The organism is Streptomyces sp. NPDC127108 (genome assembly GCF_042677545.1).
Classification (GTDB): domain Bacteria; phylum Actinomycetota; class Actinomycetes; order Streptomycetales; family Streptomycetaceae; genus Streptomyces.
On the sequence record NZ_JBHXTE010000001.1, the window covers coordinates 82,962 to 108,864 of the forward strand.

Annotated in this window: 19 protein-coding genes; 9 read left to right on the forward strand and 10 right to left on the reverse strand. The window is 71.8% G+C overall.

Annotated elements, in window-relative coordinates; all coding sequences use genetic code 11:
* The first annotated feature begins 95 nt into the window (after positions 1 to 95).
* The 4 genes from ACFVHO_RS00375 (at position 96) to ACFVHO_RS00390 (ending at position 6,764) form a co-directional block, all read left to right on the forward strand.
* Positions 96 to 1,154 carry a VWA domain-containing protein gene (locus ACFVHO_RS00375; RefSeq protein WP_385707916.1) on the forward strand — a complete coding sequence of 353 codons (1,059 nt, stop codon included), beginning with the start codon at positions 96 to 98 and terminating at the stop codon, positions 1,152 to 1,154.
* Between the two features lie 326 nt (positions 1,155 to 1,480).
* Complete coding sequence (locus ACFVHO_RS00380) at positions 1,481 to 2,407, forward strand: NADP-dependent oxidoreductase (protein ID WP_385707919.1); 927 nt, start codon at positions 1,481 to 1,483, stop codon at positions 2,405 to 2,407.
* Positions 2,408 to 2,579: 172 nt separating this feature from the next.
* A complete protein-coding gene (locus ACFVHO_RS00385) occupies positions 2,580 to 3,527 on the forward strand; it encodes an AraC family transcriptional regulator (protein WP_385707922.1) in 948 nt (315 codons plus the stop codon).
* A 435-nt stretch (positions 3,528 to 3,962) separates the two neighbouring features.
* Positions 3,963 to 6,764, forward strand: a complete 2,802-nt coding sequence (locus ACFVHO_RS00390; RefSeq protein WP_385707925.1) for a LuxR C-terminal-related transcriptional regulator — start codon at positions 3,963 to 3,965, stop codon at positions 6,762 to 6,764.
* On the opposite strand, the gene ACFVHO_RS00395 is transcribed toward ACFVHO_RS00390, so the two are convergent.
* Together ACFVHO_RS00395 and ACFVHO_RS00400 are read right to left on the reverse strand one after the other, a co-directional pair.
* Positions 6,738 to 8,807, reverse strand: a complete 2,070-nt coding sequence (locus ACFVHO_RS00395) for an ATP-binding cassette domain-containing protein (protein WP_385707928.1) — start codon at positions 8,805 to 8,807, stop codon at positions 6,738 to 6,740. The two genes, ACFVHO_RS00390 and ACFVHO_RS00395, sit on opposite strands and share 27 nt — an antisense overlap.
* Entirely contained in the window at positions 8,800 to 10,671 is a 1,872-nt protein-coding gene (locus tag ACFVHO_RS00400; protein WP_385707931.1) for an ABC transporter ATP-binding protein, read from the reverse strand. The genes ACFVHO_RS00395 and ACFVHO_RS00400 overlap by 8 nt, the downstream gene beginning before the upstream one ends.
* Before the next feature lie 398 nt (positions 10,672 to 11,069).
* On the opposite strand from ACFVHO_RS00400, the gene ACFVHO_RS00405 reads away from it, so the two are divergent.
* Entirely contained in the window at positions 11,070 to 12,122 is a 1,053-nt protein-coding gene (locus ACFVHO_RS00405; RefSeq protein WP_385707934.1) for a radical SAM protein, read from the forward strand.
* A gap of 89 nt (positions 12,123 to 12,211) precedes the next feature.
* On the opposite strand, the gene ACFVHO_RS00410 is transcribed toward ACFVHO_RS00405, so the two are convergent.
* Both ACFVHO_RS00410 and ACFVHO_RS00415 read right to left on the reverse strand, forming a co-directional pair.
* Complete coding sequence (locus ACFVHO_RS00410) at positions 12,212 to 13,264, reverse strand: S1 family peptidase (RefSeq protein ID WP_385707938.1); 1,053 nt, start codon at positions 13,262 to 13,264, stop codon at positions 12,212 to 12,214.
* A 194-nt stretch (positions 13,265 to 13,458) separates the two neighbouring features.
* Positions 13,459 to 14,370 (reverse strand): LysR family transcriptional regulator, encoded by a 912-nt coding sequence (locus tag ACFVHO_RS00415; protein ID WP_385707941.1) that lies wholly within the window; start codon positions 14,368 to 14,370, stop codon positions 13,459 to 13,461.
* 166 nt (positions 14,371 to 14,536) lie between these two features.
* Here ACFVHO_RS00415 and ACFVHO_RS00420 point away from each other — a divergent pair, with 166 nt between their 5' ends.
* Positions 14,537 to 14,875: a hypothetical protein gene (locus ACFVHO_RS00420; RefSeq protein ID WP_385707944.1), complete on the forward strand. Its 339-nt coding sequence runs from the start codon at positions 14,537 to 14,539 to the stop codon at positions 14,873 to 14,875.
* 74 nt (positions 14,876 to 14,949) lie between these two features.
* On the opposite strand, the gene ACFVHO_RS00425 is transcribed toward ACFVHO_RS00420, so the two are convergent.
* Positions 14,950 to 15,345: a VOC family protein gene (locus tag ACFVHO_RS00425; protein WP_385707947.1), complete on the reverse strand. Its 396-nt coding sequence runs from the start codon at positions 15,343 to 15,345 to the stop codon at positions 14,950 to 14,952.
* Between the two features lie 67 nt (positions 15,346 to 15,412).
* Positions 15,413 to 16,423, reverse strand: coding sequence for an NADP-dependent oxidoreductase (locus ACFVHO_RS00430; RefSeq protein ID WP_385707950.1), 1,011 nt, complete (start codon positions 16,421 to 16,423; stop codon positions 15,413 to 15,415).
* Positions 16,424 to 16,569: 146 nt separating this feature from the next.
* Between ACFVHO_RS00430 and ACFVHO_RS00435 the strand changes: the two genes are divergently transcribed.
* Positions 16,570 to 17,160: a TetR/AcrR family transcriptional regulator gene (locus tag ACFVHO_RS00435; protein ID WP_385707953.1), complete on the forward strand. Its 591-nt coding sequence runs from the start codon at positions 16,570 to 16,572 to the stop codon at positions 17,158 to 17,160.
* Between the two features lie 4 nt (positions 17,161 to 17,164).
* Here the strand turns inward: ACFVHO_RS00435 and ACFVHO_RS00440 are convergent, their stop codons facing one another.
* Positions 17,165 to 18,526, reverse strand: a complete 1,362-nt coding sequence (locus ACFVHO_RS00440; RefSeq protein ID WP_385707956.1) for an aspartate aminotransferase family protein — start codon at positions 18,524 to 18,526, stop codon at positions 17,165 to 17,167.
* A gap of 90 nt (positions 18,527 to 18,616) precedes the next feature.
* On the opposite strand from ACFVHO_RS00440, the gene ACFVHO_RS00445 reads away from it, so the two are divergent.
* Positions 18,617 to 19,528: a LysR family transcriptional regulator gene (locus tag ACFVHO_RS00445; protein WP_385707959.1), complete on the forward strand. Its 912-nt coding sequence runs from the start codon at positions 18,617 to 18,619 to the stop codon at positions 19,526 to 19,528.
* 82 nt (positions 19,529 to 19,610) lie between these two features.
* On the opposite strand, the gene ACFVHO_RS00450 is transcribed toward ACFVHO_RS00445, so the two are convergent.
* Positions 19,611 to 21,236 carry an amidohydrolase gene (locus ACFVHO_RS00450; protein WP_385707962.1) on the reverse strand — a complete coding sequence of 542 codons (1,626 nt, stop codon included), beginning with the start codon at positions 21,234 to 21,236 and terminating at the stop codon, positions 19,611 to 19,613.
* 162 nt (positions 21,237 to 21,398) lie between these two features.
* The gene (locus tag ACFVHO_RS00455) at positions 21,399 to 22,037 is read right to left on the reverse strand and encodes a TetR/AcrR family transcriptional regulator (protein ID WP_385707965.1); all 639 of its coding nucleotides are present in this window, start codon (positions 22,035 to 22,037) and stop codon (positions 21,399 to 21,401) included.
* 68 nt (positions 22,038 to 22,105) lie between these two features.
* On the opposite strand from ACFVHO_RS00455, the gene ACFVHO_RS00460 reads away from it, so the two are divergent.
* Positions 22,106 to 23,563, forward strand: a complete 1,458-nt coding sequence (locus ACFVHO_RS00460) for a purine-cytosine permease family protein (protein WP_385707968.1) — start codon at positions 22,106 to 22,108, stop codon at positions 23,561 to 23,563.
* Positions 23,564 to 23,593: 30 nt separating this feature from the next.
* On the opposite strand, the gene ACFVHO_RS00465 is transcribed toward ACFVHO_RS00460, so the two are convergent.
* On the reverse strand, positions 23,594 to 25,903 hold the full coding sequence (locus ACFVHO_RS00465) for a caspase family protein (protein ID WP_385707970.1): 2,310 nt from the start codon (positions 25,901 to 25,903) through the stop codon (positions 23,594 to 23,596).

Sequence of the window (25,903 nt, forward strand, 5' to 3'; positions counted from 1 at the left end):
GGCGACCTCAGGTGACGGCACACCAAAGGGCGTTGTCAGTGCCTCCCCATAGAGTGAATACATCACTCGGGGAGCCTCGGAGGGGGAGGACAAACATGTCCGCACACAGGATCCAGCACAAGGTGAATCACGTCGCGCTGGTGGTGGACTGTTCGGGTTCCATGCGCCCACATCAGAGCCAGCTCATTCGCGTGGTCGACGAGTTCGTGGCCGGATTGAAGGCCGAGTCGGACAGCCTGGGGCATGAGACCCGGATCAGTCTCTATTCCTTCGATCACAGGGTGGAGAACCTGGTTTGGGACATGGACGTGAAGCATCTGCCGTCGATGCGGGGTCTGTATCAGGTCAACAATGGCGCCACGGCCCTCATTGAGGCTTCGTTGAAGTCTCTGGACGACCTGGGGCACATCTGGGAGGAGTACGGGGAGCACAGTTTCCTCCAGATCGTGGTGACGGACGGCGAGGAGAACGCCTCCGGCGGGGATCGGCGGCACGACGGGGACCCGGCCATCCTCGGGCCCTGGCTCGACAGGATCACGGCGACGATGGGCGGGCTGCCCGGGCACTGGACTTCCGCGATCCTCGTGCCGAACTCCCTGGCCAAGCGCACCGCGCAGAACTACGGGTTCCCGGCGGGGAACATCGCCATCTGGGACGCCGACTCCCAGAAGGGGGTCGAGGAGGCGATCGGCACCGTGCGCGCCGCCGCCACCAGCTTCCTCCGGGGCCGCGAGCAGGGTGTGCGGGGCACGAAGAACCTGTTCGCCGTCGGGCAGGACATATCGCTCGACGAAGTGCGGGCGAACCTCGAGCCGATTCCGGCTGACAAGTACCGGCTCCTCAAGGTCGACAAGGAAGTCGAGATTCGTTCGTTCGTCGACTCGCATCCGGGGGTGACTTATGAACGTGGGGCTTGTTACTACCAGTTGGGGGCTCGGGCCCAGGTCCAGCAGAACAAGGAAGTCATTGTCGTCGAGAAGGACACCGACCGCGCCTATACGGGCGATGCGGCGCGCAGCCTCCTGTTCGGTACGGGCATCCAGGGGACCGTTTCCGTGAAGGCGGGGAACAATCCCAAGTTGGAGGTGTACGTGCAGAGTCGTTCGGTGAACAGGAAACTCAAGCCGAATACGCGTCTGCTCATCATGCTCTGATATTCGGAGGGTGGGGCGTTCCGGAGTCCCAGTCACCCCATGCCGAGGGCGCGGTGCGCCCCGGTCGCGCGGCGATCACGGTGGACCGGGACATGCGGTCGGCGACGGCTTCGGACATCGAAGCCGTCGCCGCACTGCGGGCGCTGGTGCTGCGGCCCGGCCAGGGCGGCCAGCAGAAGCCCGTGGTAGACGATGAGACATCTTTGGGAGACTGGTAGATATTCAGCGGCTCGTTCGATCTTCCTAAAGTGATGTGCATCAGCCAGTCGGAGCGGCGGGGCGCGGGTCGCGCTCAAGGGCTCCGGGACATATGAGGGAGATCGGTCATGCGTGCTGTCAGGCAGGAGACGTTCGGTGGGCCCGAGGTGCTGCGGGTGGTCGAGGTGGACCGTCCTGTTCCGCTCGGTGGGGAGGTGTTGGTCAGGGTCCGGGCGGCCGGGGTGAACCCTGTTGATGTGGCGGTGCGTTCGGGTGCCTACCCGTTGCTGGGTGAGCCGCCGTTCGGGGTCGGCTGGGACATCTCCGGAGTCGTGGAGGAAGCGGGACCGGGAGCCCGGTTCGCCGTGGGTGATGAGGTGTTCGGGATGCCGTTCTTCCCGCGTGCCGCGAACGCGTACGCCGAGTATGTGGCGGTGCCGTCGCGTCAGGTGGCCCGGAAGCCCGAGGCCGTTGACCACGTGGAGGCCGCCGCCATGCCGCTGGCCGCGCTCACCGCCTGGCAGGGGCTGGTCGACGCCGCCGGGGTCGGCGAGGGGCAGCGGGTGCTGGTCCACCGCGCGGCCGGGGGTGTCGGGCACTTCGCCGTACAGACAGCCAAGGCCCGTGGCGCTCATGTCATCGCGATGGCCAGCGCGCCCAAGCACGACTTCGTGCGCGGCCTGGGGGCCGATGAGGTCATCGACTACCGCACCACCGACTTCACCGAGGCGGCCGGAGAGGTGGACGTCGTCTTCGACTCCAGCTCCGAAGGGGAGCGTTCGCTGTCCGTGCTGCGGCCCGGCGGCACGCTCGTGAGCATCATGGAACACGGCGACCGGGAGCTGGCCGCACGGGTGGAGGCTGCGGGGCGCCGCTTCGCCGGGGTCTCCGTCGAGCCCGACTACGCCTCGCTGGAAGCGATCGCGCGGCTCGTCGACACCGGCGCCGTCCGTCCGCACGTCGCCGAGACCTTCCCTCTCGCCGAGGCCGCCAAGGCACACGAGCTCGTCGCATCGGGTCGGGTCCAGGGCAAGGTCGTACTGAGTGTCGACTGAGGCGGGACCGGGCCGGGGGCAGAGGGAACGTAAGGTGGGGTGCCGGTTCGGCTGAGCTGGTGCGTCAGGGACGATGTGGCATCGGCCCGGTGCACCGGCGCAAGGAACAGGGCCGGGGAGCACAGTCGGGGCAGGCGGAGTCGCCGCGGAGCAGGAGTCGGGGGCTGGGCAAGTGGTGGATGTCCTGACGGAGGCGCTGTCCTCGATGCGCACCGGGCGCCCCGCGTCCGTGCGCACCCTCGGCCGCTCCCCCTGGGGGCTGCGGCTTCCCCCGGTCGCGGGGGCCGGATTCCATGTGGTGCTGTCCGGGACCTGCTGGCTCGTCCCGCTGGAGGACGCACCCCATCTGGCACCCGTCGCGCTCACCGCGGGGGACGTGGTCTTCCTGCGTGACGGCCGGGGCCACATCCTCGCCGACGACCCCGCCACACCGGCGGTGGAGGAACAGCCCGAGCAGTTCAGCGCGGGCCCCGTCCTGGGCACCGTCACCATCGGCGGAGACGGGCCCCAGACGAGTCTGCTGTGCGGCAACTACCACCTGGACCAGGGGCGTCCGCACCCGTTGGTGGGCCAGCTCCCCGAGATCATCCACCTTCCCACCGGGCAGGGCCGTCACGCGGAGCTGAGTGCGGCCGTGCAGCTGCTCAAGGCCGAGCTGGACTCTCCTCGTATCGGATCGGCCGGGATCGTTCCCGCGCTGATCGACTCCCTGCTGCTCTACATCCTGCGGGCCTGGCTGGAGGACCAGGCGCCCGCCACCGCCCGGGGCTGGGCCGCGGCCCTCGGGGACCGGGCCGTCGCTCCGGCCCTGTCGGCCATACACCAGACCCCTGCGGCTCCCTGGACGGTCCAGTCGCTCGCCCAACGGGTCGGGCTGTCCCGCGCGGCGTTCGCCCGGCGCTTCACGCACCTGGTCGGCGAACCCCCCATGGCGTACCTGACGCGGTGGCGCATGACGACCGCCGCGACGCTGCTGCGGGAGACACAAGCGCCTCTCACCACCATCGCGGCGCGCACCGGGTACAGCTCCGAATACGCCTTCGCCAAAGCCTTCAAGCGCGAACACGGGCAGGCTCCCGGGCACTACCGTCGGCAGACCCACACCACCGCGCAGCACTGAGCAGGCGCTGAGCGGCCACCGAGCAGCGCTTCCGCCGCACGGGGCAGGCCCTGTGCGGCGGGAGGCGAACGGGCCCGCAGCGGGGCGGCGTTGAGTGGGCATTCATGGGTCGTTTATTACGATGCCGTGGGCTTGCCCTGTCGCCGCGCAGAGCCCTGCGGTCCCCAGGGACCGGTGCTCGGCCGTCCTGAGGGACGGCTCGCCCGCGGCGTGACGCGGCCGGTGCACGGGAGAGCACCGGACATACGACCCGCCCTTGGGACCCTCGTGCGGCTCGTCCGTGCCGCTGAGGCCCGTTATGCCAGGCAGGTCACCCGAGTTCGCTCATGAAGGGGAGACCGCCCGTGCCCGCGGGGGTCTCCTGAAACGGTGCGGCGGAGCCCGGCCAGGACGTCGGATGTCAGCGGGCCGCGCCGCGCGTGGGGGAGAAAACCGATGCGAGACAACCAGGGCATGGGTGCGTTCGTCGCCAGGGACGAAGAACTCCGCACCACTTTGGCGGCCGTGGTGGCCAGGCGGGGTACGGCGATCGTCGGTCCGCCGGGCGTAGGCAGGACGGCACTGCTCTCCGCCGTCGCGCGGCGGCTTGCCACGTCGCGGTTCGAGGTGGTGTGGACGGCCGCGACGCAGGCGAGCCGGCAGGTACCCTTCGGGGCGTTCCGCTCCGTACTCGGTGCCTGCGACCGGCTCGACGACCACCAGGCGTACGGCGCGCTCCACACCGAACTCTTCCGGCGTGCCGGGGCGCGGATACCGGTGCTCGTCATCGACGACGCGCACCATCTGGACGACCGGGGCGCGGCGTTGGCGCTGGGTCTGGCCGCCGAGGGGACGGTGCGGTTGATGGTCGCCGCCCGGTCCCGGTCGGCCTGCGCGGCGGACCCGCCGGTGTCGGACGCGGTGGTGGCGCTGTGGAAGGACGGCTATCTGGAGCGCCTGGACCTGGCCGCCTTCGGCCGGATCGAAACGCAGCAGCTCGTTCACAGTCTGGTGGGCGGGCCGGTCGCCCAGGCCACCGTGGACTGTCTTCAGCAGTGGACCGGCGGGAACCCGCTGCTGCTCACCGAACTCGTCCGCCACGCCCGCGTCTCGCGGCACCTCGTCGCCGAGGGCGGGCTTTGGCGGTGGCGCGGCCCCCTGACGGTGCCGCCGCGCCTGGCCGAACTGTTCGAGCACGAACTGAACCACCTCTCCCCCGCCGATCACGACACCCTGGCCGCCGTCGCACTCGGCGAGCCCCTGCCCCTGCCCGTCCTGGAAGCGGTCGCCCCCGGCCTCTCCGGCCGCCTGGAGGACCTGGAGTGCCAAGGGTTGCTGCACACCGCCGACGGCCCGGGGCGACAGCTCCTGGTTCGCCTGGGTCACCCGATGCTCGGCGCCGTCGTCCATCAGCGCATGCCCCGGCTGCGGCGGCGCCGACTGGCCGCCGCGCTGCTCGACGCGTGCGCGAGCCCGCCCGATCCGGTGACGCTGGCCCGCTGGCAGCTCGATGCCCATGGGCCCGTCGACGCCGGGCTGTTGATCCGTGCGGCCGAGTCGGTTCGCGGGCACGACCCGCAGCTCGCCTGCCGCTTCGCCCGGCGCGCGCACGAGCAGTCCGGTACGGCCGCCGTGCCACTGGCCCACGCCCTGGTCGAACTCGGCGACACCGCCCAGGCCCGCGCCGTACTCGAACAGGCGCACACCCAGGCCCGCACGCCCGGGGGCAGGCTGGGCGCGGCCATCGCACTCGGCGCCCACCGCTGCTGGGCGGAACGGGACCCGGCGGCCGCCGACCTCCACCTCGCCCGGCTCACCCCGGCCTCGCCCTCGGCCACAGCCGCAGTCGACGGCATGCGCGCCCTGGTCCTGCTCTGCGCGGGGCACATCGACAGCGCTCTCGCCCTCGCCGAGCGGGTGCTGCGCCACGACACCCGCGGGCCGGGTCCCGGCTATGCCCGGCTGGCCCTGACCGTGTCCCTCGCCCTGACCGGAAGGACGCTCGACGCGGTCACCCTCGCCGAGACCACGGCCTCCAACCCGGCCAGCAGCCCCTGGGAACGTGAATGGGCGGCCGCCGTCTGCGCCTTCACCGAGCTCTGGCGCGCCACCGACATCCAGGCCCTCGTCGACGACCTCGCCCTCGGGAGCGTGCCGGACAGCCCGCGGGAGAGGAACTCACGGGAAACAGCGGGGACAGGTGCAGGGCGGGCAGGTGAGGGGGCCGGGCTCCGAGGACCGGAGCAGTCAGATCCAGCCCATCCGGCAGGCTCAGCACACTCATCGGGCCCCACAGACCTCACAGGTCATGCAGGTCACACAGGCCTCACAGACGCGGCGCCCCCAGCACGCCCAACAGCCCGTCCCGGCAAGTCAGCTCCTGCCGGGCACCTCAACGGCGCTCTCTCGACGCTGATCGGTGGCTGTCTCCAGTGGGTGCTCGGCAATCGGCCCGCCGCGGCCGACCGGCTGCGTGAGGCGGTCGTCCAACAGCTCAGCGGCAGGCGGCTGTTGCGGACCGAGGCGGTGTGCTGGCTCGCCGTGTGCCTGGCCGAGGAGCAGCGGTTGGAGGACGCCGAACGCGCACTCGCGGCCTGCCCGCCGGACGCGGTCTCGATCATGCCCGGCCGATGGCAATGGGCCCACGCGGCCGTGGCCGTCGCCCGCGGCGACACGACGGCAGCGACCGGTCACATGCGCGGTGCCATCGAGGCCGCTCGGGCCGCCGGATGCTGGGCGGTGGAGGTGGAGTACCTCGTCTACACGGCCTGGTTGACGCCCGCCCGGCCGCCCGCCGATGTCGTCGAGCGGCTCACCGTCGCCGTCCCGCACGTCGACGCGCCCCGGCTGATCGCCGCTGCCGAGGCCGTCCTGGCGCTGTCCCGCGGCATCGGCACCGAGCTCCTCGACCACGCCACCCGCCTCGACACCCTCGGCATGGACGCACCCGCGTGGCGGCTCGCCGAGCACGCCGCGACGACCCTGCCCGCCCAGGGCCGCCACCATGGCGACGCGGTCGTCCTGGCCAGCCGCCTACGACATCGCCTCGGCCTCACTCCGCCCCGGCCGCTGCCCGACGCGCTCACCCTGCGCGAGGTGGAGATCGCCTCACTGGCCGCCGCGGGACTGCCCGACCGCATGATCTCCCATCGCCTGGGCGTGTCCGTCCGCACGATCGAGAGCCACCTCACCCGCATCTACCGCAAGCTCGGCGTCCACTCCCGCAAGGAGCTACCGACCGCCCTCCACCGCACCTGACCCCGCGCCCGCCGCCGAAGCGGAAACGGGGGCGGGCGCAGGATTCGGGGGCTGCGTCGGGGTCGGAGCGGGATCGGAAGCCGCGGTGCCGGCCGTGTCGGGCGCCGGAACCGCGCCGACCGGCACCGCCTCGGCCTCGGCGGTCTGGGCCGAAACCGTCTCGGGCTGCACCGCCTCGACGGGAACCGCCTCGGTCGGGACCGACTCGGCCGGGGCGGTCTCGGCGTACGCCGCGGAGTGCAACGTGTACATGCTCGCGTACCGCCCCCGCCGGGCGAGCAGTTCGACGTGCGTGCCGAGCTCCGTTATCCGGCCGCCGTCCAGGACGACGATGAGGTCGGCCTGGCGGACGGTGCTGAAGCGGTGGGACACGATGACGGTGATGGTGTCCGCGTGGGCGCTGTCGGCGCGCAGGTAGTGGCGCAGGAGGTCGGCCTCGCTGTCCGGGTCCAGGCTGGCGGTCGGTTCGTCGAGGAGGACGAGGAGGGGGTGGGTGCGCATCCGGGAGCGGGCCAGGGCCAGTTTCTGCCACTGGCCTGCGGAGAGGTCGGTGCCGTCGGGGTAGGTGCGGCCGAGCTGGGTGTCCAGTCCGGCGTCGAGCCCGGCCACGACGTCGCCCGCACCGGCCTTGTCCAGCGCCGCCCGTACCGCGTCGCGGTCCTCCAGCGCCTTGAGGTCGCCGAGGCCCACGGATTCGGAGACGGGCAGCTCGAAGCGGCAGAAGTCCTGGAAGCAGGCCGTCACCCCGGCGCGCCACACCTGCGGCGACACCTCGCTGAGGTCGCGGCCGCCGAAGGTGATGCGGCCCTCCCCCAGTGGCTGCAGCCCGGCGAGGAGGGCGACGAGGGTGGACTTGCCCGCGCCGTTGTCGCCCACCACGGCCACGGTGGCGCCCGACGGGAGGCGCAGGTCGACGGGTCCGAGGGCCGGTTGCGTACGCCCCGGGTAGGTGAACGACACGCCTTCGAGGACGAGGTCGCCTCGGGGCGGCAGGGCCCGGCCCTCGCCGGTGGTGACATCGCCCTGCGGGTAGTCGACCAGGCGCAGGTACTGCGAGACGGTGTCCAGTGCGCGGCGCAGCCAGCCGAGCAGCCAGCCGAGGCCGGTGGTCGCGCCGACGAGCCGGGTGCTGAGCAGCAGGACCAGGACCGCCTGGCCCGCGGAGCCGCTGCCGTCGATCACGGACCGGGAGATGAGGTAGAGGCCGCCGATCAGCGCGCCGCTGAAGAACAGCCAGCCGCCCGCCACGGCCCACGCGCCCTTGGCCCGTGCCGCCTCGCGCGGGACGCTCGCCTCGAGGAAGGCATCCCGGTGGCGCGCCGACAGCTCGCCGGACAGTCGGTACAGGCGTACCTCGCGGGCCGGGACCGGGTCGGTGGCCAGGGAGAACAGGGCCATGCGGTGCCGGTCGGCCGCCGCGCCCGCCCGTTCCGCCTCGGCGACCAGACGCGCCTGCCAGTGGTTGGCGGACGCCAACGGCACGATGGTGAGCGGCAGCAGCGCGAGCAGTGGATTGGCGAACGCCAGCAGGACCAGGGCGCCGATGCACCGGGCCACCAGGTTGGCGTTCTCCACCAGAGCCGCGAAGCCGGTGCCGAATTCGCCGCGGCGCTGGCGTACGACCTCGGCGGTGTCCAGGAAGTCCGGGTCCTGGTAGTGCCCGATGTGCGCGGGCGACGAGCACAGGTTCATCAGGCGGCGGTCGAACTCGAGCCCGATGCGCTGCTGGAGGACCAGTCGTACGTCCGTGGCGATGGCCGCCGCCTGGTGCACGAACACCGTGACCACGAGCAGGAGCAGCCCGCCGCGCACGAGCTGCGCGCGGTCGTCGCCGCTGGTTCCGTCGACCATCCACTGCAGGCCGACGGCCTGGAGTGCCGCGACGACGTTGAGGAGCGGCGAGAGGATCAGGACGAGCAGGGCGCGGCGGCGGTCGACGTGGATCGCCGTGCCGACGAGCAGGCGGATCCCGGCGAGCCACTTGCGGGCCCGGCTCCGGCGCCCCTTCCCGGGCTCCCGTGACGTGCGTCGGCTGTCAGCCACTGTGGCTCCCCTGGTGTGCGTCGAAGGGTTCGGACTGCACGCGGAACATCCGCGCGTACCGTCCCTGGGAGGCGAGCAGTTCGTCGTGGGTGCCGTACTCGCTGATCCGGCCGCCCTCCACGACGGCGATCCGGTCGGCGAGCCGCACGGTGGCGAAGCGGTGCGAGACCAGGATCGTGGTGAGTCCGGCGGTGATCTCCAGGAAGCGGGCGTACAGCTCGTGCTCCGCCTCGATGTCGAGATGGGCCGTGGGCTCGTCCAGGACGAGCACGCGGGCGCCGTGCCGCACGGCGTACAGGGCGCGGCTCAACGCGAGGCGCTGCCACTGTCCGCCCGACAGTTCCGTGCCGTCGGTGTAGGCGCCGCTCAGGAGGGTGTTCCAGCCGCTGGGCAGTTCCTGTTCGACGCCGTGGAAGCCGCCGAGGCGTGCGGCTTCCAGGAGGTGTTCGTCGTCGGTGGGGATCGCTTCGATGTGGCCGAACGTCACGTTGTCGCGTACGGAGAAGGGGTAGCGGACGAAGTCCTGGAACACGACGGCGACTTGGCGCCGCCAGGCCGCCGGATCGAAGTCGCCGAGGTCCTGGCCGTCGACGGTGACGCGGCCCCGGTCGGGGAGGTACAGGCCGGCGAGGAGTTTGGTGAGGGTGCTCTTGCCCGCGCCGTTGTCGCCCAGGATCGCGAGCGAGGATCCCGCGGGGATGGTCAGGTCCAGGCCGTCGAGCACGCGGGTGGTGGCGCCGGGGTAGCTGAAGCACACCTGGTCGAAGCGGATCTCCCGGCCGGGCAGTGCAGCCGTCGCGGTACGGGTCCCGGGCGCGGCCTTGGTGTCCAGTTCGCCGACCGCGAGCGCCGCGGGCACCGCGGCGCTCGCCGTGTGCAGGGTCCACTGCAGGTCGCCGCTGAAGCCGAGGGCGAAGAGGCCGAGCAGCGCCTGCAGGGCGACCGTCAACTCCTGTACCGACAGGGAGCCGTGGGCCGCGGAGAACGCCAGCGTGAGGACGACGGCGAGGTGCGCGGCGAGGAGGAACACGATCGCCAGCGCGTGCCGGCGCGGGCTCACCCGTGCGCGGCGCATGTGGACCATGCCGTCCCACCAGGCCGTGCTGAAGCGTTCGACGAGCCAGGAGCGCATCCCGAAGAGCCGCACTTCCTTCGCCGCGGGCGCGGTGGTCGCGAGTTCGCGCAGGTAGGCCGCGCGCCGCAGCTGCGCGGTGTTGCCGGAGTGGGCGGACACCGACCGGCCGATCTCCTTCTCCTGCCAGCGGCCGGTGATCACCCAGGCCGCGCCGAGGACCAGCGGCATCCACCACTGTCCGTACCACCCCAGGAGGGCGGCGGACACCAGTCCGGTCAGGCGCAGCGGGACGAGCCCGGCCAGCGCGGTGACGGCCTGGCCGGGCGGGTGCGCGCCGAGTCCGACGGCGCGGGCGCGCTCGATGCGGTCGGCGACCTCGGTGTCGTCCAAGTGGTCGATCTGGGCGGGGCGCAGGGCGCCGTCGACGGTGTGCTGGGCCGTCGCGCCGTCGACTGCGGTGCCGAGGCGGGAGGCCACCATGGTGCGGATCGGGTCGAGGACCACGTCCAGGATCAGGACGAGGCCGAGCAGCGCGAGCCCCACCGTCATGCTGTCCAGGGACTTCGGGGTGCTGGTGAGCGCGGCCACGAGGTGTCCGGTGGCGAGGGGCAGAAGGGCGCTGCCCGCGGCCTGCGCGAGGATCAGCAGGGCGAGCACGAGGGTCAGGCCGCGGGCGACGCGCGGCAGTTGGCGTATCAGCGCCCACACGGCGCTCCCCTCCTGGTCCGCGCCGCCCGGGCCGGTCTTCCCGGCCTTCGTGTCCACGCTGGCGCCGCTCGTGGCTGTCATGGATCTGTCCCCTCCGCCGGTTCGAACCCGTCGGCCGTCGTGGCCAAAAGGGTGCGGTGGCCGCTCCGGCTCGGGAGCGGCCACCGCCCGCATGCGTCACCGTCAGTCGCCGACGGTCGGGGGCGGATACATCATGGTGATTCACCTCCTCTCCGTCTCAGGTGCACTGCGTTGCCGGGAAAAAAGCTAATCGGCCGTGTGGCCACGCAGATCCGTACTCGGGTACGCAAAGGCGGAAGGCGACCACGGAAGATCGTCGGGCCGTACCCCTTACGTACGGAACGCCTGCGTAGTGGCGGCGAGTGATTGCGTACCGCGCTACGGACGACGGGTTTCGGCCGGGGTTCCTAGGGTGCGAAGCCGGAATGCACACCGGCCCTCTGCCTGGAGAAACGTCCATGGAAAAGTCGCTCAGGAATCCCAACGCCGTGATCTGGGACGTCACTTTCGCGTGCCCCCTGCGCTGCGTTCACTGCTATACGGAATCGGGGCGACGGCCCGCGAAGAACCTCACGCACGAGGAAATGATCCGGGTCGCGGACGCGATCATTTCGATGCGGCCGAAGATGATTACGCTGTGCGGCGGCGAACCGCTGACCATCAAGCGCATCATCGATCTGGCGCGGCATTTCGACGACGCGGGGGTGCGGGTCTTCCTGTACACCAGCGGATGGGCGCTGCCCACGTCGACGGTCGAGGCGCTCTCCGATGTGGTGACGAAGATCGTGGTGAGCCTGGACGGCGCGAGCGCCGAGTCCCACGACCGGATTCGCGGCCGCGTCGGGTCGTTCGAGCGGGCGACGGCCGGGCTCGCGCGGATCGACGCGGAGGTCGCCCGCCGCCAGGCGGAGGGGCTGCGGGCGCCGCGGTTCGGCATCGACTACGTCGTGATCCGGAGCAACTTCGACGAACTGGAGGAGATGTGCGCGCGGGTGGCACCCCGCTTCCCGCATCTGGAGACGCTGTACTTCGGCGCGGTGGTGCCCACGGGTCTGGCGAGCCGGCCGTCGTTCGTCGAGCACGAGCTGCTCAGTGACGACCAGGTCGCCGAGCTCATCGCGCCGGACACCCTGAAGCGGTTGCGCGCGGCCGCGCCGGCGTCCGTCACGGTGGAGACCACCGAGAACTTCGAGGTCCAGATGAACCCGGCGTTCCTGGCGCGCACCCCGAGCTTCCGCCCCATGGAGATCGAGCCGGACGGCGAGGTGCGCGCGATGCCCATCTACGAGGGCACCGTGGGCAGTCTGCTGACCGAGGACCCGCAGGTGCTGTGGCGGCGGTCGTACGAGCGCTGGGACGATCCGTTCGTCGTGGAGACCCTGAACAGCATCCACAGCCGTGCGGACTGGGCGGAGGCGGTGCGGCGCATCGACGAGCGGTTCGCCTCGGACGAGGACCGGGCGCGGATCGCGGCGCGGCCGGTGCACGTGCCGCTCGGCCTGGCGCGCTGACGCCCCCGGCGGCAACCGGAGTTGCCGCCGGGGGTCAGGTGGAGGCGGGCCCCCTGCCGTCGGGGGCCGTGCGTGCTCGCGTACGCGGGTCAGTACACGCTGACGCCGTACGCGGACAGGGCCTCCCGGACCGGCTGGTGGATGGCGGAGCCGTTGGTGCCGGTGCAGCCGGAGCTGCCGGAGTGGATGCCGAGGGCGACCGTGCCCGCGAAGTGGGCGCCGCCGCTGTCGCCGCCCGCGGAGCAGGCGGTGGTGCGGACCATGCCGTGGACGGGTCCGTCGCCGTAGTTGACGGTGACGTTGACGGCGGTCACGGAGCCGCTGGTCACCTTGGTGGTGGAGCCGCTCTTCTTGATGGCCTGGCCCACGACGGCGTCGGCGGCGGAGGAGATCTCCTGGTAGCTGCCGTTGTAGAGGTTGACGTTGCCGGCGGGCGAGGATCCGTTGGTGTAGCGGACGATGCCGTAGTCGTTGGTCGGGAAGCTGGTTCCCTCGCGCACGCCGACGGCCGCACCGCCGGACGTGGCGGACCAGTTGGCGCTGAGGTTGGTGCAGTGCCCGGCCGTGACGAAGTACTTGGTGGTGCCCTTGGAGACGTTGAAGGCGGCCGAGCAGCGTGAGCCGCCGCCGTAGATGGCGTCGCCACCCGCGACCTCGCGCTTGAAGGTGCCGGGCACGCGGCTGACGCGTACGGCTCCGTCGAGCGAGTCGGCGACGCGGTGCAGGCGGGCCAGGTCGCGGGCGGAGACCGAGCGGTCCGCCTCGACGGCTATCCGGTTGGTGCGGGGGTCGATGCCCCAGGACGTTCCGGTGATCTTGGCGCGGGATTCCAACGCGTCCATGGCGGCGTCGAGTTGGGCCGCGCTGCGCTCGACGCGCTTGGGGGTCGCGCCGGTCGCGCGGACGCGTTCGGCGGCGGCGTCGCTGGTGACGGTGACGACGAGGCTTCCGGTTTTCCGGTCCAGGTAGGTGCCGGCGCTGTCGGCGCCGAGCTGCCGTTCGACCTGGGCGTTCAGAGCGTTGAGACGGGTCGCGGAGGGCGCCGGTTCGCTCTGGGCGCCGGCGGGGGTGACACCCAGGGCGAGCGATCCGGTGACGAGCAGGGCGGACAGGCCCAGACGCGCACAGGTGGTGCGTCTCATGTGGGGGGCTCCTTTGACGGTGACGTGTGCCGTACCGCGGTACGTGTGGGACGTACCGAGCAAGGAAAGTGGCATGTCTACGTCAGTCGCGCAAGAGTCTGGACCTGCCCTGCCCGGTATCTGCCACGGGGACATGCCGCGGCGGCCGGTGGCGGGACGCGACCGGACGGGCGGAAAGGGCGTCGACCAGTCGACTAGGAGAGCCGCTCGGCGAGGTGATCGGGCGTCAGGCGGGCGTGTTCGCGGGTGACGGTGACCAGCTCGGCGATGAGGGGGTGCGGGCCGGGGCGGGTGAACACGGACAGGGCGCGACGCCTTCGCGGGGTGAGGCGCAGCGCGGTGCCGGGGAAGTCGGGGGTGAGGACGTTGGCGGGCACGAGGCCGACGCCGAGTCCGGCGGCGACGAGGCGGGGGACGGCGGCGGTCTGGGTGGAGCGGATCGCGGCGTGCGGGGTGAATCCGGCGCCGGAGCAGAGGTCTTCGACGGTGGCGGCCAGGGCGTGGGTGCGGCCGTACTGGACCCAGGGGCGCTCGGCGAGCTGCTCCAGGCGCACGGTCCTGCGTCCGGCGAGGGGGTCGCCGGGCGGGACGAGGACGACGAACTCCTCGGATCCCAGGGGGTGGTGGGGCCCTTCCCAGCCGTCCGGGAGCGGGCCGACGGCCACGTCGGCGGTGGCGTCGCCCATGGCGCGGGCGAAGGAGGCGAGGTCGGCGTACTCGTGCAGGACCACGTCGACGCGCGGGTGCCGCTGGTGCCAGGCGGCGAGGACGCCGGGGACGACGCCCAGGGCGACGCTGAGGACGGCGGCGAGGTGCACTTCGCCGTGGACCATGTCGGCGACGGCGCGGGCGGCGCCGGTGGCGCGCTCGGCGCCGGACAGGGCGTGGCGGGCGCCGGGCAGGAAGGCGCGGCCTGCCGGGGTGAGGTGGGCGCCGCGCGGGGTGCGTTCCAGGAGGGGGGTGCCGACGGTGCGTTCCAGGCTCTTGAGCTGCTGGGAGAGCGTGGGCTGGGAGACGTGCAGGAGGGCCGCGGCGTCCGTGATGGAGCCGGTCTCCACGACGGCGAGGAGGTATTCGAGCTGCCGGAGGGTCGGTGGGGCTGCCATAGCCCCACTCTATGTTTCCCCGTGGAAATGCGTCTTTGATCTATGCCTATGGGCTTCCTAGCATCGACAGGGTCGACGGCATGGCGCCGAGGCCTCCCTCGCGTGGCCCGGCGCCGCCGCCCGTCTGTCGCCCCCTCCCCCGCCGTCCTCGACGACTTGGAGTCGTATGCCTACGAACACGCTCGCCCCCGCCCCCGCCGAGGAGACCGCTCCCCTGCTGGGAGAGCCTCGGGAGCAGGCCGTCCAGGACACCTCCCCGGCACCGGCGAAGGGCCCGCTCAACGGCCTCGCCACCCTGGCGCTCGCCTACGGGACCCTCTCCGTCATCGGCGCCCTGATCCCGCCGGTCCGGGCGGTCACCGGCACCATTCCCGTGCCCGCCCTCGTCCTGGGTGTGACCGGGTGGGCCAACGCCCACCGCATGCACGGGGCCGGACGCAAGCAGGCCGTGGCGGGCCTTGCGACCGGGTTGACCGGTCTGGCCCTGACCCTGTGCACGCTCTGATCAACCTGTGCACGCCCGGATCGAAGCACACGCCCCGATCAGGGTCCGCGCTCCAAACGGGGCCCGGCGTGCGGTCAGGTGGCGTTGGCGACCTTCCACAGGTGCCCGTCGGGGTCGCTGAAGCAGCCGAAGTACCCGCCCCAGTCGGCGGCCGCCGCCTCCTTCACCACCGTGCCACCGGCGGCCTCGGCGGCACTCATCACTTCGTCCACCTCTTCCCTGGAGTCGGTGAGGAAGTGGTACGAGGCGCCGCGGAACCCTGATCCTGCGGCGGGGACACCGGCGTCCGCCGCGACCTCGTCCCAGGCGTAGAGCACCAGTTGCGAGGAGCCCTCGCCGAGGTCGCACTTCACGAAACCGGGGAAGTCCTGGTCGATCGCGCACCCCAGGCCTTCGACGTAGAACTTCTTGGCACGCTCCACGTCCTTGACGCCGAGCATGATGGCACTGACCTTCAATGTGGTGTTCATGCAGGCCACACTAGGTGCGGCCGATCGCCGTCGCTTCTCCGTTCCTGACCGTTCCGAGCGGCTCGGCTCACGCCACCGTGAGCACGATCTTCCCCTGGATGTGTCCTCGGGCGGCTCGCTCGTGGGCGTCGCGCGCGTCCGCGAGCGCATACGTGCTGTCGATGGCGACGCGCACCGCGCCCGCGTCGAGCAGGCGCCCGAGTTCCGCGAGCTGGGGGCCGTGGGAGCGCACTTGGGTGGCCGAGACGGTGGCGTCCAGCTTCGCGGCCTCTTCGGCGTCGTGGTCGCCGGGGAACACCGGGTACAGCGCACCGCCGCGCTTGAGCGTGCGCAGGAGACGGCCGCTGTCGCGACCGCCGACGGTGTCGAGCACGAGATCGACATCGTGCGCGAGGTCTTCGGGGCGGCTCTTCGTGTAGTCGATGAACTCGTCCGCGCCGAGCTCGCGCAGGAACGTCTCATGCGTGCCCGAGGCGACCGCGATGACGCGTGCGCCCTTCCCCTTGGCGAGTTGCAGCGCGAAGTGGCCGACGCCGCCCGCCGCGCCGTTGATCAGCACCGTCGTCCCGGTGTTCAGCGGCATCGGGCGATGGCGTGCCGCCTGGAACGGCGAGGGGTGGTCGTGGCCGAGCTCGATCAGGAACTGCCACGCGGTGAGGCCCGCCATCGGTACCGCTGCGGCCTGTACGTGATCGATGCGCGCGGGCTTGTGGGCGAGGTGCGCGGCGGGCGCGGCGACGTACTCGGCGTACGCGCTGCCCTCGAGGCTGGGAAAGCGCAGGAGGCCGAAGACCTCGTCGCCGACGGAGAAACCGTGCACGTCCGGGGCGACGGCTTCGACGATGCCCGACACGTCCGTCCCGAGGATGGCGGGCAGGCTCAGCGGCGGCCTCTTGTCCGGCGGGATGTTCCGCATGCCTTCGCGCACGTACCAGTCGGGGGGATTGACGCCCACCGCGCGCACGCGGAGGAGCACCTCGCCGGGGCCCGGCTCGGGAATCGGCACCTCGTCGTGGCGCAGCACCTCTGGGCCGCCGAACTCGTGCACCCGGATCGCCTTCATCGTGCCTGTAGGCATGGCTTTCACCTTTCCCTGCGGAGGGGCTACCCTTAGCGGAGCAGTGCTCCGAATATATGGAGCACTGCTCCGCTTGGCAAGGAAAGCCTGGCAACAGGGGCTTGGCGGGGAAGGCACATCGGCGGGGAAGGCACAGAGGAAGGCCCATGCGAGCCGACGCGAAGAAGAACTACGACCACCTGCTCGACGTCGCGCGCGACGTCGTGACCGAGCAGGGCGCCGACGCGTCGCTGCGCGATGTCGCCCGCAGGGCCGACGTCGGGCTGGGCACGCTGTACCGCCACTTCCCGACGCGCGAGGCGCTGCTCGATGCCCTGCTCCGCGCGAGGTTCGACGAGTTGGCGGGGCGGGCGGCGGCGCTCGAGACGGCGGGTTCACCCGCGGACGCGCTCGTCTCGTGGCTGCGCGAGTGCGTCGCGGGCGCGCACGAGTACCGGGGCGTCGTGGCGCTCATGGTGGCCGCCATCGAGGACCCCGAGTCCGCGCTCCACGCCTCGTGCGTCTCGATGCGCGCGGCGGGCACACGCCTGCTCACCCGCGCCCAGGCCGCGGGCGCGGCCCGGGCCGACATCGACGGCACCGATCTGTTCGCCCTGGTCGGAGCTCTGGCGTGGCTCAACGACCAGCCCTCGCTCGCGCCCCGCGCCGGTCATCTCTTCGATGTCGTCGCGAGCGCGGTGCTGACCGATGGCTCCTCGGCGAGTCGGCGGGGCGCCGGCTCGCCGAGGAGCCACTGACCGTTCAGCGGGCGGTGCGGGCCTCGGCGATCGCCTGGTCCAGGATCGTCAGGCCGAGCGAGAGCTCGTCCTCGCTGGCGGTCAGCGGCGGGGCCATCCGCAGGACTCCGCCCATGCCGGGGAGCTGGACGATGTTCATGTGCAGACCGAGTTCGAGGCAGCGCCGGGTGACCCGGGCGCCCAGTTCACTGGAACTCCGCTTCGTCTCGCGGTCGACGACGAGTTCGAGTCCGGCGAGCAGGCCCCGGCCGCGGATGTCGCCGACGACCTCGTGGCGGGCGGCGATGTCCAGCAGGCCGTCGCGGAGGAACGTGCCGAGGGAGCGCGCGCGTTCGTCGAGCTTGTCGGCGATCAGGACGTCGAGGACGGTGTTGCCGACGGCGGCCACCAGCGGGTCGGAGACGTGCGTGGTGAAGAACAGGAACCCGCGCTCGTGCGCCCGCTGTTCGATCTCGGCGCTCGTGATCACGGCCGCGAGGGGCAGTCCGGCGCCGAGCGTCTTGGACAGCGTGAGGATGTCGGGGACGACGCCGTCGCGTTCGAAGGCGTACCAGGTCCCGGTGCGGCACAGGCCGGTCTGGGCCTCGTCGAGGATCAACAGCATGTCGCGCTCCCGGCACTTGGCCTGCAGCGCCGCCATGTACCCGAGCGGCGGCTCGATGATGCCGCCCGAGCTGAGGATCGGCTCCATCAGGCACGCGGCCAGGCTGCCCGTCGACTGGGCGTCGATCAGGTCGAAGGCGAAGTCCAGCTGGCGCCGCCAGTCCAGGGAGCCGTCGGCCGTGGTGAAGTCGGGCCGGTAGGCGTTCGGCGCGGGGATGGCGAAGTTGCCGGGCGCGGACGGGCCGTAGCCCTTGCGGCCCGCGCTGTACGTGGCGGACGCGGCGGCCTGCGTCATGCCGTGCCAGGACCGGGCGAACGAGACGATCTCGTGCTTGCCTGTGACGAGCTTCGCCATCCGGATCGCGGCCTCGTTCGACTCGGCGCCGGTCGTCAGGAGCAGTGCCTTCTCCAGCGGCGCGGGCAGCGTGTCGGACAGGCGGCGGGCGAGGTCGACCACGGGGCGGCTGAGCATGCCGCTGAAGAGGTGGTCGAGGTTCCCGATCTGGTGCTGGACGGTCGCGACGATCTCCGGGTGCGAGTGGCCGAGGATCGAGCTCATCTGGCCGGAGGTGAAATCGAGGATCTTCCGGCCGTCGGCGGTGTACACGAAGCTTCCGGCGGCGCGGTCGATGACCTCGCGGGTGAACTCGGGGCCGTAGCGGACGAGGTGCTTCTCGGCATCGGCCCAGAAGGATTCGGTGGCGGGCGAGGCGGTCGACGCGGGCGACGGCACAGCGGTGGGGGCGGGGGTCGAAGCAGGCATGTCCTCGACGGTAGGTCGCACGCGAGCGACACGTCCATCTCACAATTCCGGCTGTCCTGTTCGGAGAATCCGTACAACAATGAGGGCGTGATGAACCCCTGGAGGCTGCGCCTGCTGAGCCAGCTGGACACCCTGGGCACCGTGCGGGCGGTCGCCCAGGCCGCGAACCTGAGCCCGTCGAGCGTCTCCCAGCAGCTCGCCGTCCTCGAGTCCGAGACCCGCACCCAGCTCCTGGAACGCACGGGACGCCGGGTGCGGCTCACCCCGGCCGGGCTGATCCTCGCTCGCCGGGCGCGGGCGATCCTCGACCACATGGACAGCGTCGAGGCGGAGCTGCGCGGCTTCGGCGAGGAACCGGCGGGTCTGGTGCGGCTCGGGGCCTTCCAGAGCGCGATCCACACGATGGCCGTCCCGGCGGTGACCCGGCTGAAGCAGGCCCATCCGCACCTCGACGTGGAGGTGCTACAGCTGGAGCCGCACGAGAGCATGCCCGCGCTGCGTGTCGGCGACGCGGACATCATCATCACGACCACGGACTTCGACGAGCTGCCGCTGGGCCCGGACCTCGACCTGGTCCCGCTGGCCAGGGACCCGATCCTGCTGGTCGTCCCGCCCGGGCATCCCGCGGCCGGGCGCGGCGCCGTCGACCTCGCCGCGTACGCCGACGAGCCCTGGGCGTTCGACATGCCGCAGTCGTACATGGCCAACCTCGCCCTGCGGCTGTGCCGTCAGTCGCGGTTCGAGCCGCGCGTGGTGTGCCGCTTCAGCAACTACATGATGACGTTGCAGCACGTCGAGGCCGGGCTCTCGATCGCGCTACTGCCCGGCCTGACGGTGGACCGCAGCCGCTACCGCGTCGCCACCGCGGAACTCGCGACTCCCTTGACTCGGACGATCACGGCGGCGGTCCGGCGCGGCTCACCGCCTCGCGCGGCGGTGCGCGCCGTGCTTGAGGCGCTACGGAATCCGTCGGATGAGCTGCCGCTGCTGAGCCGGGAGTAGCAGCGGGTGCCCGGCCCGGCGGATCGGCGGGCTACCGGTCCCTCCGGCGGTCACCCCCGATGTCGCCCTCCGCGCGGGCCGGTCACAGGCGCGGGTCGCGGTGGGTCGGGTCGCCGTCGAGGACGGTGAGGAGCACCGGCAGGTCCGGGAGTTCGGTGGCCGCCGTGGTGAGGGGGTTCTCGGCGAAGACCGTCAGGTCGGCGCGGTGGCCGACGGCGAGGCGCCCGGCCTCGTGCTCCTCCCCTGCCGCGTAGGCGGCGTTGACGGTCATGCCCTGCAGGGCCTCCAGGGCCGTGAGCGCCTGGTGCGGGCCGTGCGGGGGCCGGGTGAGGTCGCGGCTGGGGCGGCGGTGGCGGGCGCCCGCCATGACGGCCGACGGGGGGTAGGGGGCGATGGGCCAGTCGGAGCCGAGGACCACGACGGCGCCGGAGTCGTGCAGGTCGCGGCAGCGCCAGGCGCGTGCGGCGCGCTCCTCGCCGAGGCGGCGCGACCAGTTGTCGGTGTGGTCGGCGCGGGTGAAGTCGCAGCAGTGGGTCGGCTGCATGGAGGCGATGACACCGAGGTCGGCGAAGCGGCGCAGGGTGTCGTCGGGGACGGTCTCGATGTGCTCGATCCGGTGCCGCACCGGTCGGCTGTCCTCGGCCTGGGCCTTCTCGACGGCGTCCAGGACATGGCGTACGGCGGCGTCGCCGATGGCGTGGGTGGCGATGGGCACGCCCGCGCGGTGGAGTGCGCCGACGACGCGGGTGTACTCCTCGGGGTCGGGCCAGAAGGCGTGCCGGGACTCGCCGTGGCAGTCGGGGTGCTCCAGCCAGGCGGTGCCGTTGTCGATGGTGCCGTCCATGAAGATCTTGACGCCGTCGGTGCGCCACAGCCGGCCGCCCGCGCCCTGCTGTGCGATGAGTGCGCGCAGGCCGTCGGCGTCGGTGCCGGGCTGGCACCAGGGTGCGACGCGCAGGCGCAGCGGCAGGTCACCGGCGGCGTCGAGTTCCGCGTAGAAGGCGAGGCTGTCGCCGTTCGCGTCCATGGCGTGGCCGCCGGTGAGGCCCGTGGCGGCCATGGCGCGCAGGACGGCGGCGAGCCGGTCGCGGCGCTCGTCGCGGGTGGGTTGCGGGGCGACGCGCTCCACGAGTGCGCACGCGGCGTCTTCGAGGAGCAGGCCGGTGGGTCGGCCGTCGGCGTCGCAGACCACTTCGGCGGTGGCCTGGTCGAAGGTGCGGGGTCCTTCGACTCCGGCGAGTTCCAGGGCGCGGCGGCTGGCCAGCATCGAGTGCGCGTCGAAGAGCAGCAGCAGGGCGGGGACGCCGTCGAGCACCGCGTCGAAGGGGGCGATCTCGACGGGGGCTCCGGCGAAGACGTTGGGGTCGAGGCCCCATCCGTGCAGCCAGGCCCCTGGGGTGAGGTCCCGTACCTCGCGGGCGAGGGCCGCGCGGACCTGCTCCACGTCCTCGCAGCCCGACAGGTCGAGGCCGTGGGTCAGTTCGGCGCCGGTGACGGGGTGGATGTGTCCGTCTACCAGGCCGGGGGTGACGACGGCGCCCTTGAGGTCGATCACCGTGGTCGAGGGGTCGGCGAGCGGGCGGATGTCCGGGGCGTCCCCGAGGGCGGTGATGCGTCCGTCGGCCGCGGCGAGGGCGGTCTGCGGCAGGAGCTCGCCGGTGACGGGGTCGAGCAGACGGGCCGAGAGCAGGATGAGGGAGGTGCGCACGGGGGCTCCTTGAGACACGAAGGCTCCTTGGACACGAGAGCTGCTGGGACGCGGGGCTGCTGAGGCGCGAGAACTGCTGGTTCGCGGAGGCTGCTGGGACATACGGGCTGACTGCCGGGAGACACGGGCTGGCAGCCGGGGCACACGGGTCACGGAGAGGGGTCAGTCCGGGTCGGCGGACAACGTGCCGACGGGCAGCCCGAGTTCACGCTCCGCCGTGGTGACGGGCAGGCGCCGGACTGCGGGTGGGCCGTCGTCCGCGCTCGCGCTGTTGACGAGCATCCCGAGGCCGTCGAGGACGACCAGGATCTGAATGGCCGTCACCAGCGGGTCATCGGTGTGGAATTCGCCCTCCACGACGCCGTCGCGGATGACTTCTTCGAGGCGGTCGCGCCAGGCGTCCTCCTGGACGGCGACGCGGTCGCGCAGTGCGGGCCGGTAGCGGCTCAGATGCCGGGCGTTGAGCCACAGCCTGCTGATGTCGTCGTACGCCTTCCCTGTCGTACGGGCGAGGAACCGCGCCAGGTGCCGGGTGGCGGTGGCCCCGGCCCGGTCGGCCGGAAGGAGCGTGTCGAGTTCGGCTCCAACGGCGTTGCCGTAGGCCTCGGCCACGAGGTCGTCGACCGCGGGGAAGTAGTGGCTGATGAGCCCCGGCCGGACGTCGAGCTCCTCGGCGACGCGCCGGAGCGTGATGCACTCCAGCCCCTCCGCCAGTGCCACCCCTGCGGCGGCCGCAACGATTTCCGTACGTCTGGCCGCTGGAGATTTGCGGATTCGCTTGTTCGGAACGCTTGACGCCATGGAATCGATGCTATTGAGTGTGCGACCAATAAGCAAGCAGGTGGGCTACCAGCATCCGGAGGGGCCGCATGGCGTCCACGATTCCCGACCCGCCCGAGAGCACCTGCGCCACGCGGAAGGAAGCAGAGACCTCCCCAGGCGCGCACGCGGCACGGCCCACCTCCGACGGAGCGACCCGCGTCGAGGCGCACGGCATCGACCACATCCCCGAGCGGGAACGCCACGGCCACCCACGGCAGTTGTTCTCCGTCTGGGCGGCCGCCAACGTCAACTACCTGAGCCTGGTGGTCGGCGGGACCCTGATCCTCATGGGCCTGACGCTGGGCCAGGCCCTCGCGGTGATCGTGGTGGGCAACCTGTTCTGGCTCCTCACCGGTCTGCTCGCCATATCCGGCCCCGCCGCGGGCACTCCGAGCGAAGTGATCACGCGGGCGGTCTACGGAATCCGCGGCAACCGCGTGAACAACGCCGTCGTGGGCTGGATGATCTCCGTCTGCTACTTCGCCCTGAACCTGGCCGCCGCCGCGACCGCCGCGTTCTCCCTCGTCGAGAAGGCCGGTGTCTCCGCGAGCACGGGTGTCAAGATCGCCGTGGTCCTGGTCATCGCCGCCGTCACGCTGACCATCGGCGTCTACGGGCACGGCCTGATCATGAAGCTGTACCTGCCGATCACCCTCGCCCTGACCGCCGTCTTCGCCGTCGTCGCGATCGGCGTGCTCCGGCACACCGACTTCTCGTACGCCCCGCCGGAGCCGCTGCGGGGAGCCGACCTGTGGACGGTCCTCGTCGCCGGGGTCACCCTCATTTCCTCCGCGCCGCTGTCGTACACCACCAGCGCCGACTTCGCCCGCTACCTGCCGCGCACGACCTCCTCGAAGGCGGTGCTCGGCTGGACCGCGCTCGGCGGGTTCGTACCCGGCGTCGTCGTCTGCTCGCTCGGGGCCTGCGCCGCGACCGCGGTCGACATGGGGGACCCGCAGTCCGGGCTCCAGACGATCCTGCCGGGCTGGTTCGACCCGCTCTTCCTGCTCGCCCTGATCCTCGGCACGGTCGCCCTCAACGCGCTGACCGCCTACAGCGCGGGGCTCGCCCTCCAGGCCGTCGGCATCCGCATCCGCCGTTCCCTCAGCGTGCTCGCCGACGGGACCGCGGCCGTCTCCCTCACCCTGTACGCCCTCCTCATCTCCGACTTCCTCGACACCGTCAGCAACGTCCTCCAGCTCACCGTCGTCCTGCTGGGCCCCGCCATGGCCATCTACGCCACGGACATCTGGCTGCGCCGCAACAACTACGACGGCCCCACCCTGATGGACGAGACCCCGAGCAGTCCCTACTGGTACGCCGCCGGCGTCAACCCGGCCGGAGCCCTGGCCCTCACGGGAGGCGTCACCGCGTCGGCCCTGTGCGTCAACACCCTCTACACCGGCCCGATCGCCTCGGCCCTGGACGGCCTGGACCTCGCCCTCCCCACCGGGATCGCCGTCTCCGCGTCGCTCTACGCCCTCCTCAGCCGCGGGCTTCGCTGAGGGCCCGGGGCGCCACGTCCTGCTGTGGGATCACGAGCAATCGGCGACGTCCCAGAGCCGCACCGTCCCATCCTTGCTCGCAGCGGCGAAGGTCTTGCCGTCGGGGCTGAACCCCGGGCGGCTGCCGAGGGAGCCGACGCTCGTGATGGTGGTGACGGGCTTGCGGGTTGCGGCATTCCACAGCCGCACCTTCTCGTCCTTGCCCGCGATGGCGAGGGCCTTCCCGCTGGGGCTGAACCCCACGAGTGATCCGGCGCGGGTGACGACGGCGCTGCTCTTGCCGCTGTCGACGTCCCAGAGCCGCACCGTCCCGTCCCTGCCCCCACCGGCGAAGGTCCTGCCGTCGGGGCCGAACCATCCGTAGGAGGTGCCAGCCAAGGTGGTGCCGGCCTTGCGGGTGCCCACGTTCCACAACCTCACCGTCCTGTCGCTGCCCCACACAGCAAGGGTCTTGCCGTCAGGGCTGAACCTCCCGCCGTAGGCGTCGGTGATGGTGGCGGTGGTCTCGCGAGTGCGCACGTTCCACAGCCGCACCGTCTTGTCCTGGCTGCCGGTGGCAAGGGTTTCGCCATCGCCGTTGAACGCCATGTACCCGATCCCGTTGGTGTGGCCGGGGAGGGTTGCGGTCCTCTTCCCGGATTCCACGTCCCACAGGTGCACCGGGTTGGGGTATTCCTCGTCGGGGCGCGAGGCGTCGGCGGTGGCGAGGATCTTGCCGTCGGGGCTGACTGCCGCGCTGACGACGTCCTTGTGGTCGGTGCGGATGGCGGTGGTCCGGCCGGTGGACATGTTCCGCAGGTGGACCGTGACCGGATCCGTCCGGTCGGGGTCGTACTGGTCCTGGGTGACGAGGAAGCGCCCGTCGGGGCTGAACACCTCGCCGTTGTTCGGGAGGGTCTGCCGCCGGACGGTCGCGGTGGTCTTGCGGGTGCGCAGGTCCCACAGCCGTACGGAGTCGACGTCCGCGGTCTCCGTGTACGTGGCGATGGTCTTCTTGTCCGGACTGAACGCCAGCCAACGGCCGGCGTCGCGGAGGACTTCGGGGGGCGGGAGGGCGCTGGGGCAGTGGCCTTCGTTCCCCGTCTCCCTGAAGGCGAGGAGCGCCACGACGACGCCCACCGCCAGTGCGAGGGCGGTGGCCGCGGCGGTGAGGACCTTGGCCCGGCGGGTGCGGGGGCGCGGACGGGATCCTCTGCGGGCAGGGCCGGGGGCAGGAGCCCCGGGATGAGGGCCGGGCGGTGTTTCGGCTGCCTCCTCGGGCGTCGGGGACGTTCGATCGCTCGGCGGCGCGGGAGGAGGCGCAGGAGGAGGAGGCGCGGGAAGTACCGCCGGGGACCGGGCCGGGGCCTGCGGCGCCGGTGGTTCGGGCAGCGTCCCCGGCGGCTCGGCCGACGCCGGAAGGGCGGACCGCAGACGCGATGCGGCCGCGGCGGACACCACCTTGCTGTCGTCGTCGGCGAGGCGGCGGATCTCTTCGAGAGCGCGGGCGCGGACAACGTCGTTTCCGATGCGGTGGAGGTGGGCCAGGCCGTCGAGGGCGGTGAGCCGGTCGGTGGCAATGGGGCTGCCGATGGCGTTGCACAGGTGGGCGGGAAGGGTCCAGTTGATGTTGCGCGCGATGACGATGCGGCCCTCGACGCTGTCGAGCCTCTTCGGCCGTTGCTGCGGCATCTCGTCGATGACGCGGTCGTGGACGTAGCCGTACAACTCGTCCAGGGTGATGTCACCGTCGCCGTCGAGATCGGCGCTGCCGTCGCGGAGCCCGGCCACGAGGTAGCGGGTGAACACGGACTGCGCGGCGTGGCCCTGTGGCTGATTGCCCTCGAAGGAGTACTGGGTCGCGTCCGACGCGGTCAGGACGGTGCGGCCACGGCCCTGGAAACGCTCCAGCGCGTGGACCGCCGTGTCGCCCTTGGAGATCCGGCCGGCCGGGAAGGCCCCGCTGTAGCAGCAGTCGAGGACGAGCACCTTCTGGCGTGAGGCACAGCCCTCCATGGCCTGGTCGATCTGTTCGGCGGACAGCGCGGTGAACAGCAGGCTGTCACGGCGGGTGTTGGCCATCGCCAGATACAGCCGTCCCCCGTCGTCCTTGAGGCCGTGGCCTGTGAAGTACAGCAGGGTGAGGTCGCCTCGACGCCGGTCGCGATAGAAGTCGCCGACGGCCTCGCCGACGAGATGGTGCGGTTGGTTGATCAGGGTGGTGACCTCGAACCCGGCGATCTCCGGGTCCCGCAGCACCGCGGCGAGCGCCTCCGCGTCGTGTGCCGGAGAGGTCAACTGCCGCAGTCCGGCGTCCTGGTAGTCGTACGTGGCGATCAGCAGCGCAAGGCGACGGCCCAT

Coding starts and splice junctions, on each gene's coding strand:
- ACFVHO_RS00380 (WP_385707919.1), top strand. CDS start 1,481: ATGCGTGCTGTCAGGCAGGAGACGTTCGGTGGGCCCGAGGTGCTGCGG.
- ACFVHO_RS00440 (WP_385707956.1), bottom strand. CDS start 18,526: ATGCCTGCTTCGACCCCCGCCCCCACCGCTGTGCCGTCGCCCGCGTCG.
- ACFVHO_RS00425 (WP_385707947.1), bottom strand. CDS start 15,345: ATGAACACCACATTGAAGGTCAGTGCCATCATGCTCGGCGTCAAGGAC.
- ACFVHO_RS00400 (WP_385707931.1), bottom strand. CDS start 10,671: ATGACAGCCACGAGCGGCGCCAGCGTGGACACGAAGGCCGGGAAGACC.
- ACFVHO_RS00460 (WP_385707968.1), top strand. CDS start 22,106: ATGGCGTCCACGATTCCCGACCCGCCCGAGAGCACCTGCGCCACGCGG.
- ACFVHO_RS00375 (WP_385707916.1), top strand. CDS start 96: ATGTCCGCACACAGGATCCAGCACAAGGTGAATCACGTCGCGCTGGTG.
- ACFVHO_RS00455 (WP_385707965.1), bottom strand. CDS start 22,037: ATGGCGTCAAGCGTTCCGAACAAGCGAATCCGCAAATCTCCAGCGGCC.
- ACFVHO_RS00445 (WP_385707959.1), top strand. CDS start 18,617: ATGAACCCCTGGAGGCTGCGCCTGCTGAGCCAGCTGGACACCCTGGGC.
- ACFVHO_RS00410 (WP_385707938.1), bottom strand. CDS start 13,264: ATGAGACGCACCACCTGTGCGCGTCTGGGCCTGTCCGCCCTGCTCGTC.
- ACFVHO_RS00430 (WP_385707950.1), bottom strand. CDS start 16,423: ATGCCTACAGGCACGATGAAGGCGATCCGGGTGCACGAGTTCGGCGGC.
- ACFVHO_RS00415 (WP_385707941.1), bottom strand. CDS start 14,370: ATGGCAGCCCCACCGACCCTCCGGCAGCTCGAATACCTCCTCGCCGTC.
- ACFVHO_RS00390 (WP_385707925.1), top strand. CDS start 3,963: ATGCGAGACAACCAGGGCATGGGTGCGTTCGTCGCCAGGGACGAAGAA.
- ACFVHO_RS00420 (WP_385707944.1), top strand. CDS start 14,537: ATGCCTACGAACACGCTCGCCCCCGCCCCCGCCGAGGAGACCGCTCCC.
- ACFVHO_RS00435 (WP_385707953.1), top strand. CDS start 16,570: ATGCGAGCCGACGCGAAGAAGAACTACGACCACCTGCTCGACGTCGCG.
- ACFVHO_RS00405 (WP_385707934.1), top strand. CDS start 11,070: ATGGAAAAGTCGCTCAGGAATCCCAACGCCGTGATCTGGGACGTCACT.
- ACFVHO_RS00465 (WP_385707970.1), bottom strand. CDS start 25,903: ATGGGCCGTCGCCTTGCGCTGCTGATCGCCACGTACGACTACCAGGAC.